The organism is Acinetobacter sp. AG3 (assembly GCF_022343575.1).
Taxonomy (GTDB): domain Bacteria; phylum Pseudomonadota; class Gammaproteobacteria; order Pseudomonadales; family Moraxellaceae; genus Acinetobacter; species Acinetobacter guillouiae.
Genome location: NZ_JAKQZD010000001.1, coordinates 444697 through 459229 on the forward strand (window position 1 = coordinate 444697; position 14533 = coordinate 459229).

At 39.3% G+C, this 14533-nt stretch carries 11 protein-coding genes; 4 read left to right on the forward strand and 7 right to left on the reverse strand.

Going from position 1 to position 14533, the window contains the following annotated elements:
• The first annotated feature begins 3 nt into the window (after positions 1 to 3).
• Complete coding sequence (locus tag L3V46_RS02010) at positions 4 to 828, forward strand: NAD-dependent epimerase/dehydratase family protein (RefSeq protein ID WP_239044811.1); 825 nt, start codon at positions 4 to 6, stop codon at positions 826 to 828.
• 190 nt (positions 829 to 1018) lie between these two features.
• Here L3V46_RS02010 and plsB read toward each other — a convergent pair whose 3' ends face one another.
• Positions 1019 to 3604, reverse strand: a complete 2586-nt coding sequence (gene plsB / locus L3V46_RS02015) for a glycerol-3-phosphate 1-O-acyltransferase PlsB (protein ID WP_004816852.1) — start codon at positions 3602 to 3604, stop codon at positions 1019 to 1021.
• Between the two features lie 295 nt (positions 3605 to 3899).
• Here plsB and L3V46_RS02020 point away from each other — a divergent pair, with 295 nt between their 5' ends.
• Together L3V46_RS02020 and L3V46_RS02025 are read left to right on the forward strand one after the other, a co-directional pair.
• Positions 3900 to 4775, forward strand: coding sequence for an acyl-CoA thioesterase II (locus L3V46_RS02020; RefSeq protein ID WP_004816853.1), 876 nt, complete (start codon positions 3900 to 3902; stop codon positions 4773 to 4775).
• Between the two features lie 152 nt (positions 4776 to 4927).
• Positions 4928 to 6166 (forward strand): dicarboxylate/amino acid:cation symporter, encoded by a 1239-nt coding sequence (locus L3V46_RS02025; RefSeq protein WP_004725660.1) that lies wholly within the window; start codon positions 4928 to 4930, stop codon positions 6164 to 6166.
• 100 nt (positions 6167 to 6266) lie between these two features.
• Here the strand turns inward: L3V46_RS02025 and L3V46_RS02030 are convergent, their stop codons facing one another.
• The 6 genes from L3V46_RS02030 to L3V46_RS02055 form a co-directional block, all read right to left on the reverse strand.
• Entirely contained in the window at positions 6267 to 7214 is a 948-nt protein-coding gene (locus L3V46_RS02030) for a metal-dependent hydrolase (RefSeq protein ID WP_056512178.1), read from the reverse strand.
• A 136-nt stretch (positions 7215 to 7350) separates the two neighbouring features.
• The gene (gene yihA, locus L3V46_RS02035; protein WP_004816856.1) at positions 7351 to 8208 is read right to left on the reverse strand and encodes a ribosome biogenesis GTP-binding protein YihA/YsxC; all 858 of its coding nucleotides are present in this window, start codon (positions 8206 to 8208) and stop codon (positions 7351 to 7353) included.
• A 123-nt stretch (positions 8209 to 8331) separates the two neighbouring features.
• Positions 8332 to 8775, reverse strand: coding sequence for an Rrf2 family transcriptional regulator (locus L3V46_RS02040; RefSeq protein ID WP_004725666.1), 444 nt, complete (start codon positions 8773 to 8775; stop codon positions 8332 to 8334).
• A gap of 94 nt (positions 8776 to 8869) precedes the next feature.
• Positions 8870 to 10078, reverse strand: a complete 1209-nt coding sequence (hmpA, locus tag L3V46_RS02045; protein ID WP_239044812.1) for an NO-inducible flavohemoprotein — start codon at positions 10076 to 10078, stop codon at positions 8870 to 8872.
• Between the two features lie 319 nt (positions 10079 to 10397).
• Entirely contained in the window at positions 10398 to 11957 is a 1560-nt protein-coding gene (locus L3V46_RS02050) for a helicase HerA-like domain-containing protein (RefSeq protein ID WP_239044813.1), read from the reverse strand.
• A 304-nt stretch (positions 11958 to 12261) separates the two neighbouring features.
• Entirely contained in the window at positions 12262 to 13452 is a 1191-nt protein-coding gene (locus tag L3V46_RS02055) for a PLP-dependent transferase (RefSeq protein WP_239044814.1), read from the reverse strand.
• Positions 13453 to 13632: 180 nt separating this feature from the next.
• On the opposite strand from L3V46_RS02055, the gene L3V46_RS02060 reads away from it, so the two are divergent.
• The gene (locus tag L3V46_RS02060; RefSeq protein WP_004725673.1) at positions 13633 to 14358 is read left to right on the forward strand and encodes a type 1 glutamine amidotransferase; all 726 of its coding nucleotides are present in this window, start codon (positions 13633 to 13635) and stop codon (positions 14356 to 14358) included.
• The last annotated feature ends 175 nt before the right edge of the window (positions 14359 to 14533 follow it).

Genomic DNA, 14533 nt, shown 5'->3' on the forward strand with positions numbered 1-14533 from the left:
GTAATGCATATTCTATTTATTGGTTATGGTAAAACATCGCAACGTGTTGCCAAACAATTATTTCAGCAAGATCACCAAATTACCACAGTTAGCCGCAGTGCGAAAGATGATGATTTCGCACAACATTTGATTCAAGACATTCAACAACTCGATTTAGCGCAAATTCAGCCTGTCGATGTGGTGTATGTATTGCTCGCACCATCTCGAAATTCTCCGCTAAGTGCTATCGAAAATTATCAACAAACCTATGTCGACTCGGTGCAGCCGATTGTGAGGGCTTTAAAAGACCATCCGCTCAAAAGAGTTATTGTGGTTTCATCGACACGTGTTTATGGGGAAAACCATGGTGAACGTATTGATGATGAGTCAGTGCCTATTCCAAGTGATCGACAGGGTCAATTGTTATTGGCAATGGAACAGCGATGGCAACAGGCTTATCCATCTAAATGTGTGATTGTGCGCCCAACTGGGGTTTATGGTACATCCGTTGCTCGTATGGTTAAACTTGCAGAAACCACACACAGCTATCCCAATCTTCATTGGTCAAATCGAATCCATATAGATGACCTTGCAGATTTCTTAGCACATTTGCTTCACGTGGAACATCCAGAAAAATCATATATTTGTACAAATAATCAACCGCTACCATTGCATGAAATAATTTTATGGTTCCAACAACAGTTGAATTTATCGCACTTGGTTTTGGAAAGTTCCAATCAAACAGGGAAGCAAATTTTTGCGGAGAGGATGCTTGCAACAGAATTTAAGTGGGTACATCAAAACTGTTATCTTGATTATCAGAAGAATTTAAACCTTAAAATATACTAGCTATTTTTAAGGATCATTTTACGTTTTAGATAAGTTTGGAAATAAACTAAAAATTGTTAGATATTAAAATGGGTTGATTCAGTATTGTTCATTATAGAGGTCTTGAGAAGTTCCCTCTCCTTGCAGGAGAGGGTTAGGGAGAGGTAATCATCCCAACCTTCTCCCAAAGGAAAAAGGCACTTTAAAGCTTTTATTTTTTCTTCCGTTTTAAACGCTTCTTGGCTTGTTGAGCGGCTAAAGCATCTAAAGCTTCTTTTAACTCCTCATCTGTAAATGAGGTGATATGGTGCAGCATTTGCAAAGTTACATCATCAAGCACCAAATTGGCATATTGCGCAACATTTCTAAACTGCTCATCAAAAACAATGGCATGGTCTTCATTGGTTTTGATATAGCCTTGTTCAGTCAAGACTTTCATAAAACTTTGGAATAACGCTTTATCAAAGAACTCAGGTGAGTTGAACTCATACAATACAGATAAGCGTTGCCCAACCAAGTGACTTAATTCTTCGACTTGGCGAATCGAGATATTTCCAGAGCCACGTTGAGTAATTAAAGCCAGTGTCATGTAATAACGTTCAAGACTTTGACGTACTGGAGCAGCCAAAACAGCCAATTGATTATGGTCTTCTGAGTTTGGCGCAGGGCTGAAAATAAAATCTTCATCATCGACAAAAATTAAATTTGCTTGAGCCAAAGCATCGACATATTCAGTCACTTGAGCCTTGATTTCACTATCTTTCCATTTTAAGAACAACTCTGCTTTTAAGAATGGATAAAGGGTACGAATCACATTAAGTAAATCAGACTTACTGATCTTGCCATTATGTTCGACCAATGCCGCAACCAACGACGGTAAAACAAAGGCATGCAAAATGTTATTGCGGAAGTAAGTCAGTAAAATGGCTTGATTGTCTTCAATGGCAATAATATCGCCAAGGACGTGTTGAACACGTTTAATCAATTTCAGCTTCATACCATAGGCAATGATTTCTTTGCCTGACAATGGTGTGACCTGAGTACGGCTGTCATAAGGATTTGCGGTTAATAACTTGCGATATGTATCAAGCTGTTTAATGCAGATTTCTTCATCAAGTGTGTGTTTTGGAGTTGCCAATAAAATCAGTGACAATAAAGAAACAGGGTTGATCACCACAGCACGGTTGATATTTTCCAGAATCGCATTTGCCGAGCTGGTTACTGCATCTGAGACTTCTTGCGGGATTGGATCATCATTATGTTCAATGGTGATTTGATCAGCGCCATGTGCTTTGAGTAAGTCATCTAAGAAAACAGGTTCACCAAAATTGACATGCACTTTACCAAAAATACGCTCAATTTTTTTCAGGGTTTGCAAGATTCCCCAAATGGATTCAGCTTCTTTTGGCTTACCATTCATTTCGCCCACATAAGTTGCGCCTTCCATCAAGCGCTCATAACCGACATAGGTTGGGATAAAGACAATCGGTTTGGCACGGCCGCGCAAATGACCATGTACCGTCATTGCGAGCATGCCAGTTTTTGGTGGTAACAAACGTCCAGTTCGAGAACGACCACCTTCAATAAAGTATTCAAGAGGTGTGTTTCTAGACAGGATGCTAAATAAATATTCTTTAAATACCGATGTATAAAGTGCATTGCCGCGGAATGAACGACGGATAAAGAATGCACCGCCTCCACGCAGTAATTGACCGACAAATGGCATGTTAAGGTTATCGCCGGCAGCAATATACGGCACCATCAAACCACGTTTATAAATCACATAAGACAATAACAAGTAATCGATATGGCTACGGTGACAAGGCGTATAAATCACTTCATAGTCTTTGACTAACTCGCGCACAGTATTGAAGTTATGTACTTCAACGCCGTCATAAAGTTGTGTCCATAGACGAGTCAATGCCATATCTGCAAAGCGTACAGCCGATGCAGAATAGTCGGATGCAATTTCATTTACAAAACCAATTGCTTTATGTTCAGCATCAATCATGCTGATTTTTGAGCGAATACTTTCTTTACGAATTGCATCCTGTACATCAGGGGCTTTAATCAGTGATTGCATGACATTACGGCGATCAGATAAATCTGGACCGAGAATGACCTCACGCTGACGATCTAAGTAGTCATTTAATTGGTTGACAATATAAGTGGCTGGTGAAATATTGGGATGAGCAATTTTCGCATGATCCACCAATGCTCTAAGTGATTGCGCTTCATGGAATTCAAGGAATGACTGTCGACCATGTAAACCAATGTTCATCAACTGTTTAACTTTACTTGGCGTTGCCCAAGTGTCAGTAAATAACAGCTTAAACCAAGAGTCTTCTTTATCTGGTGAACGTCCCCACAGTACTGTAACAGGGATCAATTCAATATCTAAATCAGCATTTTGATCAAGTGATTCAATCAGTCTAACTAAACGCGGCGGATAAGCATGCGTAGGCGGATTAAAATAATTGTTTTCGTCTTGGTGTTGTAAAAATAAAATCGCAGCTTTTTCGCGACTATTGCCAATCATTAATGGGTCAAGTGCAGGAGGAAGCTGCAAACGACGTGTTTCACCATCAACAACTAAAGCATTACTTCGTGAGTAATTCTGTAGAACATAACAGACAACTTTTTGAGTTGTGGGCTGAATGAGTTCAGAATTTTCAGTTGAAGGGTCTAAAGGTTGAGCTTCTGTAGGAACCTCTCCAAGAACATGTGGTGTTACCACAAGGTCAAGTATTTTACTCGAAAGTCGACGATACATTTGACCAAAGCCACTCTTGGACATAAATACTCCTAGCCAATGGTGAATCACGCAATAAAGCGGATAAAAAATATTTTCTGTAATTAAAGCACAGAACAGTATGTCATTTTCTGACAAACTGCGGGTCGCTTGTCAGATTTTATCGTTAAAAAACGTATTTTAAACAATCCATCAGCACAAGAGAAGTGACAATACAGTTTATGAAAATTTAATGTTTCTCTCAGGACTTATGGCAAAATAGAGTTAAATCTCTAAAATATGGATACTTTGTTCTATCCATTGGAATAAAGTCAGTATTCAGTATATAGAAAGGTCACTTATGAATGCTTTAACCCAAGAGCTTGTAGAGCTTTTAACCCTTGAAAAACTTGAAGAACATATTTTTCGTGGTCAAAGTCGAAATTTAGTTGGTAAGCGTGTTTTTGGTGGGCAAGTTTTAGGACAAGCACTGCGGGCAGCATCATACACCGCTGATCGCCCCGTACATTCTTTACATGCGTACTTCCTATATGGTGGGGATATCAATGCCCCAATCATTTATGAGGTTGATCGGTTACGTGATGGCAAAAGCTTCTTAAGTCGCCAAGTACGTGCAATCCAGCATGGACGTACCATTTTTTCTGCGATGGTATCATTTGCAACACCAGAAGAAGGCTTGAATTATCAAATTGCTGAACCAGAATATCCAGCACCTGATGAATTAAAAGCAGAGCAAGAGCTTAAAGAAAATTTAATCAGTTTTATCCCGGAAAATATTCGCGCTGCGTTTATGCGTCCACGTCAGGTAGAAATTCGTCCGATCAATGTGACCAATCCATTTCAACCACAACCTGAAGCACCGTCTTATGCACATTACTTGCGTACGCATGAGCCATTAGCCGCAGAGCAGGCGGATGATATCTCCTTAAATCAAGCAATTGTTGCGTTTTATTCGGACTATACCTTGATGATGACTGCTTTGCGCCCACATGGTCTCAATTACCTCTCGCCAAGTTTACAATGTGCCAGTATCGATCATACGATCTATTTCCATAAACCAGTAAAAGCAGATGATTGGATGCTTTATGATATGGATGCAACCGTCAGTGCAAATTCACGTGGTCTGAATTTTGGTCGTATGTGGCAAAATGGCGAATTGGTGTGTAGTACCGTTCAAGAAGGCTTGATGCGAGTACGTGAAATCGAAACTCAATAATACTTTTGCATTGATATGCTAATCGTGAAACTCAGCCATCATCTATGATGGCTTTTCTATTTTTTAGCAGAGCTTGTGACAAAAAAATGCTCGATTCTAAATAACTTCAATGGCATAGTTCAACGTGTAAATATTTATAATAGTCAGCGAAGATGAGTTTAAACACCCAAATTTTTATTGCAGCCATTCTTGGTGTGGCATTTGGATTTTTATTAAATCAATTTCCTAATACTCAATTTTTAGATGCCAGCATTTATGGTTTGAGCATCGCCAGTAGTATTTTTATTGGTTTATTAAAAATGCTTTTGGTTCCACTTATTTTTAGTTCAATCTTGGTGGGTGTTTCAAACTTAGAAGCGGGCAGTCAACTCAGTCGAGTTTGGAAAATAACCTTGGCTTGTTGTGTAACCACAACGACATTGGCACTTATCCTCGGTTTAGCCTCGACACATCTATTCAATGTGGGACAAGGTGTGGACATTGCAATGTTTCAAGATGCAATGAATCAACATAAAAGCCCAGATTCACTGACACCCAGCTCGTTTTTAACCAATTTTATTCAAAATACCCTCATCAATCCATTTAAAGCATTTAGTGATGGTAATGTTTTGGCAGTGGTGCTGTTTGCTTTGTTATTGGGTTTGGCACTGGTACATGGTGGAGAGCGTTTTAATTCAATCAAACAACTGGCACGTCAGTTTTTTGACATCATGATGATGTTGGTTGGTTGGGTGATGAAAGTTGCGCCAATTGGTATTTTTGCATTAATGGCAAAGCTGATTGCAACAGAAGACATCTCTATTTTAAGCCGTCTTGCTGAGTTTGCTATTGTTGTTACAGGAACCACCATATTTCATGGTGTTGTGGTTCTGCCATTGTTGTTATGGATCTTTGGGAAAATGGATCCGATTACCTTTTTTAAAGGAACGCGTGCAGCATTAATTACAGCATTTGCAACCAGTTCAAGTTCTGCAACCATGCCTTTGAGTTTAAAGTGTACTCAAGAAAATTTAGGCGTGCGCCCACAAATTGCAGGTTTTGTGATTCCTTTCGGTTCTCAGTTAAACATGGATGGAACAGCACTTTATGAAGCAGCAGCAGCGCTTTTTATTGCCAATTTAATGGGTTTAGAGTTATCAATTACCCAACAAGTAATTGTCTGTCTGACTGCGATGATTGCTTCATTGGGTGCGCCGGGTATTCCAAGTGCGGGCATGGTCACCATGATTATGGTGCTACAATCTGTGGGATTACCAGCGGAAGCAATTGCGATTCTTCTGCCAATTGACCGTATTCTCGATACTGTACGTACTGTAGTGAATGTACAAGGGGATATGATGATTAGTGTGGTTGTTGACCGAAACACCAAAGATATGGAAAGTCCAACTTAGTCTATGGTTAGGATCTTGTTCTAAAAGATTGACCCAAAAAAGCAGGATCTAAATCCTGCTTTTTTGATTTGATTTCAGTATTGATTAGTTTTAACAGTTATTATGCTGCAACTCTAGGCAATGCACGTTTTGCTGCAGGAGATTGATCCAAATAAGCAATTGCATCTTCTGTTTTAGCTTCATGTACTGGATCATACCAAGGCATTAAATAGCCCAATTGCTGTGAAACCAACCATAATGGATGTGGCATTAAGCGATTATCTGATTGTGCGATACTCGCCCATTCACGCCAAATCCAAGGCTTATAGAAAGCAGGTTTTTTATCTGCATAACGTGGGTCTTGCCCCATGATATGTGCAGCACCATCAACCCATAAGCCCAATACAGCGGCAATCACGATAACACTTTGATAATAACGAGAAATATAACCACCACCCAAATGACGATACAGATCAAAAGCCACTGTACGGTGTTCAATCTCTTCGGCACCATGCCATTTGACTAAATCAAGCATATTTGGATCTGCACCCAATTCCGCCCATTTTTTATTGTAAAGGGCGTATTTACCCAAGACACAAGTCATATGTTCAACAGTGGCGACGATACCTAAACGGAACAAATCCCATTGATGATCAAGGACTTTGGGTACTTTAAAGCCGAGTGGTTGATCTGCGAGTAATTTGCCAAACAAGAAATCCATAATTTCAAGATTACGTTGAATATCAATATTACGCACAGTTAAGTATTCTTTATTTGCTGAAGCATGTGCTTGAGCATGCATCGCTTCTTGGCGGATAAAGGCACGAACATCTTCAGCCAATTTTTCATCTGTGATTTTGGGTAAAACACGATTGTATAAACGGCAAAACCAAAATTCACCTGCTGGAAGAATATTGTTAATTTCATTGATAAAGTAGCTGACAAATGGCTGATTTGGAATCCAATCGACAGGGGTATCTTGCCATTCAAATTTCACTTTACGTGGTTTGATGTGGTACTGAATAGACGATCCAATCCGACTGTTCTTTAATTTAGCGAGTAACTTCATCACAGTGTCCTAATTTTTCTTTGGTGATTTCACACTTTATTATTCAAGTATAAAAAAATGTCCTAAATAGTTATTAGCAATTTAGGACATTCCAGTATCAATATGTGATGAATTTTGTTAGACAAGACTTTTTTATTTATGCCTGCGGATTTTCATCTACATTTCCATCAATATTTTCACTATTGAATTCGGATTCTTGGTCTTGATCAATGAACTCATCATCCAAATCATCTTCAGTGGCTTCAGGAATTGCATCAATATCAAAATCTAAAGTTTTGTCTAAGGTGTAGTTTAAGCGACCTGCCATAATTGACGCGAGTTCTTCTAGACCTTGTTTGTTGAGTGATGAAAACAGTTGTATTGAAAAATTCAACTTCATTTTCTTCAATTGTTGTTGTACATCTAACAATACTTTACTGGCAGGGCCACGGTTGAGTTTGTCGGATTTAGTCAACAGTACATGCACAAACAAGTGACGTGAATATGCCCATTCCAACATCATCACATCGAAGTGTTGCAAAGGGTGGCGAATATCCATGAGCAAAACCAGACCTTGTAAACTTTTGCGATGAATCAAATAATTTTCAAGTTCTTTTTGCCAGACAATTTTCATTGCTTCAGGTACAGCTGCATAACCATAACCTGGTAGATCGACAAGGCGTTGATCTGGATTACCTAAACTAAAAAAGTTAATCATTTGCGTACGGCCAGGTCTTTTCGACGCGCGGGCCAATTGCTTTTGATTGGTCAATGCATTGATAGCACTTGATTTTCCTGCATTTGAACGGCCTGCAAAGGCAACTTCATAACCGGTGTCTTCTACACAAAGATTCAGTTTAGGTGCACTCATCAGAAATTCAGCTTTACGCAACCAGTTCAAAGATGAAGTTGAGTATTCTGAAATCGCAGGATCAGCCTTTTTTTCATAACTGATTTTTTGTTTAGGGGCGCTTGAGGTCTTACTATTTTTAGACTTTCCACTGCTGCGATGCATATTTCAACTTCAATAAACGGATAAACAAAGTGCATTATAAAGGAAGTCGGTGATTCAAGCGAATTTTGATCGTGTTAACTGAGATATTGGTTATTGAGATGCTGGGCGATGAGCTTTTGTGACTTAAACATTGAGATTGGGAATAGGCGAGTTTACGATCTTTGGATGTTGTGGTGGCGCATTGAGAACATCGGCAACAGTATAGTGATCTAGGCTTTGATAAAACTGTTCAACGGCTTGATCTAAAATACCCTTTAAGCCGCAGCGTGGACGTAGTACACAAGGTGGCGTATTGCACTCTACAATTTGTGCATCACGTTGGAGAATTCGTACAATATATCCTAAGCGAAATTCTAAGATATCTGGGTTTAAGCGCAAACCACCGCCTTTACCTCGTGTGGTAATCAACCAACCTTGTTTTCCCATAAAATGCACAATTTTGACCAAGTGATTTTCTGAAACATGTAAATCTTCTGCAATTTCGGCAATTGTATAAGGCACATCTTTTGGAGGCGCGATGTACATTAAGATGCGCAGGGCATAGTCGGTAAATTTATTTAGTTGCATGTAGGCTGCTCATCTATGGGTAAAGATGTATCTCATCCTGAAATAAATAAGGCCAGTCTATCATAGACCAGCCTTATAAAGAACGGATGGAGATTTAGATACCTGCACCACCCGTACCAAACGCTTCACTATGAATTTGTTCAGGTTTAATACCACGAGCCACCAATGCTTGGTGTTGTTGTTGCATAAATGGTATTGGGCCACAAAGATAATAATCAGCATGGGCTGGGAGTAATGCTGTATCAAGCGTTGCTAAGTCTAAACGACCAGCCACATCATAGTCCTCACCTATAACATCACCGCTATGTGGGAACTCATAAGCTGTAAATGTACTGAGACGTGGGAATTTAGTTTTTTGCTCTTGGATATGTTGTTTCATCGCATGTACTTGGCTACTGCGACATGCATGGATAAAGCTAGCCGGTTGAGGCATGTCTAAAGTCACCAATTGGTTAAGCATTGCAATCATTGGGGTTAAACCTACACCCGCACTAATGAAGACATTACGTTTGCTACTATCAATCAGGTAGAAGTTACCTGTTGGAGCAGACACTTCAATTTCTGAACCTTCAGCTAAGCCATGTAAAGTATTTGATACCCAACCACTTGCCAAATCACCTTTTTCATCTTCACGTTTAACTGAAATACGTAAATAGTCTGCTTGTGGGCTTGTCGATAGCGTGTATTGACGTGGTTGTTTTAAGCCTAATGCTTCAACAAATACGCGCACTGAAATATATTGACCCGCTTCATATTTAGGTAATGCGCCACCATCGACTGGTGCAAGATAGAAAGAGGTAATTTCTTCACTTTCATTCACTTTTTTAGCGATTTTAAATTTACGCCAGCCTAACCAGCTGCCTTGAGTTTGTTGGTGCTGTTCATAAATCGCTTTTTCAGTACTGATAAATAGATCGGCCAATTGCCCATAAGCTGCAGCCCATGCGTCAATTAATGGATCTTCCATCGAAATAGTTAATACTTCACTAATTGAATGTAATAGGTTTTCACCGACAATGTTGTAATCAGGTGCTTGAATATTCAGACTGACATGTTTATGGGCAATCAGTTCAACCACAGGCAAAAGTACTGAAGGATCTTCAATATTTTCAGCATATGCTAAAACAGCACCAGCCAAGGCTTGCGCCTGAGCACCACTGCGTTGATGCCCCATGTTAAAGGTTTCTTTTAATTCAGGATTATTGCCGAGCATGCGATTATAAAAATAACCGGTAAGTGCTACACCATTTTCGCGAAGAACAGGAACTGTTGCTTTTACAAGGTCAATTTGCTGCGGAGTCATTGTTGATCTCTCTTGGCTGTCATTTATAAGATGTATTTAAAATATACCTTATAAAATGTATTTGCAATACACCTTTAAGAAAAACACATAAAATAATTATGGTTTAGTTTGAATTTAAGCTTTATTGATTGAAATATTTGAATTTATTTTTAAGTTTTTTAGATGATTTTTTTGAATAAGTTTTTAGATATACTTTTAGATATGTTTAGCGGGCTTGATAAGCGGGATAAGCGAATAAAAACATAAGTAAGAAGATAAGCTATAAAAATGGAGAATAAAAAAGGAGCGCTAACGCTCCTCATATTTGTGTTTAAACGAATCAACGCCCACCAAATAATGAACCTAACAAACCGCGGACCAGTTTTTGCCCTGTAGGACCGCCTAAGGTTCTTGCGGCGCTTTTAGCAAAAGTTCCGATCACATCTTGAGTCAGTTTGGCACGTGCAGCTGCAGCTTTTGCTTCCTCTTTTTCTAAGCGTTCTTGCTCTTTGGCTTGTTGTTTATCGATGGTCTGTTGTTGCTTGGTGAGCTCTTCTAATTGCTTGGCTTGTTGAGCCACTGCATCAAAAGCCACCTGTTGTTGTGAGCTATCAGAAACTTTACGTTGTAGCATTTCATAAGCGCTATCACGATCCACTTCATTGTCATAAACACCCGCAACAATACTTTGTGCCATCAAGGCTTTTCGTTCATCTAAAGTAATTGGGCTAAATGATGAGTAGGGTGGCATCACCATCGCTCGTTCAACCACTTGAGGTGTACCTTGTTCATCTAGGCAACTAATAAGCGCTTCACCGACAGCCAGTTCTGTAATTGCTTGATCTACTTTAAACTCTGGATTAGCGCGGAAAGTATCAGCAGCAGTTTTTACTGCTTTTTGATCTTTAGGGGTAAACGCGCGTAAGGCATGTTGTACACGGTTGCCCAGTTGTCCTAAAACATTTTCTGGAATATCTAATGGGCTTTGTGAGATGAAATAAATTCCGACACCTTTAGAGCGAATTAGACGGACCACTTGTTGAATTTTTTCTTGTAAAGCTGGGCTGGCATTATCAAAGAGCAAATGCGCTTCATCAAAAAAGAACACCAATTTTGGCTTATCTAAGTCACCGACTTCAGGTAGCTTTTCAAATAATTCTGAAAGCATCCACAGCAGGAAGGTTGCATAGAGCTTTGGTGTGTTCATCAGCTTATCCGCAGCCAATAGGTTGATATAACCATGTCCATTGGCATCAGTTTGGATAAAATCCATAATATCAAGACTTGGCTCACCAAAGAAACGTTGACCGCCCTGATCACCTAAGGACAATAGATTGCGCTGAATAGCACCTAAACTTGCTGGTGAGAGATTGCCGTATTCTGCTTTTAAAGCTGCCGCATTTTCACTGACATAGGTCAGCATGGCTTTTAAATCTTTAAAATCAATTAACAGTAAGCCTTGATCATCTGCAACACGGAACACCGCTGAAAGCACACCTTCTTGAGTGTCATTCAAATTCAGCATTTGCGAAAGTAATAGTGGGCCAATTTCAGAGATTGTGGTACGGATCGGATGTCCTTGCTCACCAAATAAATCCCAAAAAATAGTCGGTGACGCAGCAAAAGGAACACTGTCTATCCCTAAGCTTTTAATGCGTTCTTCAAATTTAGGATTGGTTGAACCTGCTTTGGCTATACTGGAAACATCCCCTTTGGCATCGGCAAGAAATACGGGTACACCAATCCGTGAAAAACTTTCAGCAAGCACTTTAAGGGTAATGGTTTTACCTGTCCCTGTGGCGCCTGCAATTAAGCCATGACGGTTAGCAAATTGTGAATGTAATACAATATCTTGTGTTGTATCTGAAGTTTTTTTTGCGATGACGATTGGTGTGCCCATTGTTATTCCTATAGCTTTAATTTGAGTTTGGATATTCTTCATCTGACTCAATATTTATATCATTGTTGTTATACAAAATTGCATTAAATGATGATGTTGTAAATCTGTTTTTATTGTTGAATATGAATGTAGGGGGAGTGCGGATTATGTCTTGAAATGCACAGGGAATAAGTAAAAGCTAAATGTACTTTTCGCTGAATGACCTCTGTGCTTAATCGTGTTTAGAGGTGAGTGTAAGGCCCTTGCCATCATTTGATATAGCAAAGACCCAGATATTATGTATTAAGCCTGCTGAGTTGAAATATTAAGCTTGAATGGCTTGAAGTGCGTTTTGAATATCTTGGATTAAATCGTCTGGATGCTCTAAGCCAATACAGAAACGAACCAATAGACCTTGCTCTAGATGTGCGCGTTCTAAATGACGCATGTCAGTCAGATTATAAATCATGACTAAGCTGACAGGACCACCCCAACTAAAACCGAGTTTAAATAAAGATAAATGATCACAAAACTTTCTGATTTTGTTGATATCAAACTCAGGTTTAAAAATAACACTAACAAGACCAGCGCTTTGTCCTGTTTGACAGGTCTGGTTCCAATAGGTGTGGCTTATATTGTCAGAATCCGCAGGATGTAAAACTTGAGCAAACGCATTTTGATTCTTTAACCAATTTAAAATCTTTAAAGCACTTTGAGACTGATGCTCATAACGAATTTGCATTGAGGCCAAACTACGCTGTACTTGTGCGGCATCATCACCCGAAATCGCGATACCTTGGATGGCATGCATACGGAACAGTTTATGATGTAAAGCTTTATCTTGAGTGACAACAGATCCCATTAACATATCGCCACCACCACTTGGGTATTTGGTTAAGGCGTGTACGCTGATATCTACACTTAAATGTTCATGACTAAAATCAAAGGCATTAAACGCTAGGCCAGCGCCCCAGGTATTGTCCAAAGCCGTGAGGATATTTTTTGCTTTGGCTTTTTTGACTAAACTCACCAAATCAGGAAATTCGAGTGTGACTGAACCTGCGGCTTCTAGCCAAATCAGTTTGGCATTTTCATTGGGTTGGAATGTGTCTGCATCGATAGGATTGTAAACTTGAACGATAATGCCATAACTTTTTTCAAGATGACGTAGATGTTCCATGTTGGGACCATAGATATTGTCTGCAACCCAGACTTCATCTCCATGACTCAAAAAACATGAATTGACCAGATTAATTGCAGATAAACCACTGGGCGCAAGCAAGCAATATTCACCACCTTCAATTTGGGCAATGTGATCACCTAGGGTAAACGTTGTCGGCGTGCCATGTGTGCCGTAACTATAGTCATAACGATCTGTCCAATGGCGGTTAAATAGTGCATCGGTATTTTCAAATATAATTGTTGACGCACGAAATAGGGGAGGCTGTATTGTATTTATATATTGTGGTGCTTTACGAGAAGAATGAATTAAAGCAGTAACTGGTTTTTGTTTCACAGGAATACTCAATTTTTGTTAATAGCCGGACTAAAGTAAGCAAAACATAATCGCTCAGTGACGAAAAGCAATAAATTGTGAAAAATAATAAATAAAATTGATATTGGCTTCATTTTTGCATTTATCCAACTATGTTTTGTGGTTTGTAGCGTAATTGATACAACAAGAATAGGTGATAACATGAAAAAACTTAAAGTGCATTATTTTCAGCATATTGCAGGTGAAGGCTTTGGTAGCTGTTATGAGTATTTAAAAGCAATGGGCGCAGAAATTACTGCAACAGAATTTTTTGCTTTACCCACAGATTCACAATTAGAAATAGAAGCTTTACCGCATGTCAATGATGTGGATTTACTCATCATTATGGGTGGGGAAATGAGTGTAAATGATGAAGCCAACTATCCTTGGTTAAAGGTCGAAAAACGATGGATTCGCCGTTATTTGGCTTCGGAAAAGCCCGCAATCGGGTTGTGTTTGGGTGGGCAGTTGATAGCCAATGCTCTAGGTGCCAATGTTCGGCGTAATACTGTGCAAGAGATTGGCTGGACCTTGGTCAATAAAAGCAACCATGTGCCAGAAGGTTATTTCCAATTGCCTGAGCGGGTCAATGTCATGCAATGGCATAGTGAGACCTTTGATATTCCTAAAGGCGCAATTCGTTTGGCGGAGAATCCAGCATGTCCCAACCAACTTTATCAGATTGGTAAAAATGTATTGGGGTTTCAGTTCCATCCAGAAATCACCCCGCATAGCCTAAAAATCTTCATTGAGCATGAAGAAGAAGATATGGTGTTTAGTGGAGTACACAGTCAATCATTATTGAAGCTAAAAAAATCGCAACAAACGGATTATGTGATTGGGAATCAGTTGCTCAATCATGCGATTGACTACGTTTTAAGGGTTTAAGCTGGTGTTTAAATAATAAGCGCTTTATTTATAATTAATTACTCAAAAAAAGGTAAAAATGTCCAAATAAGTTTGCTTAAGTGTTAAACAATCGTTATAATGAGCGACCCTCCGATATGGTGGGGTGAATGGCGAAGAAAGTCATTCAGATCGTTACAGTCGTGGCATCGATCAC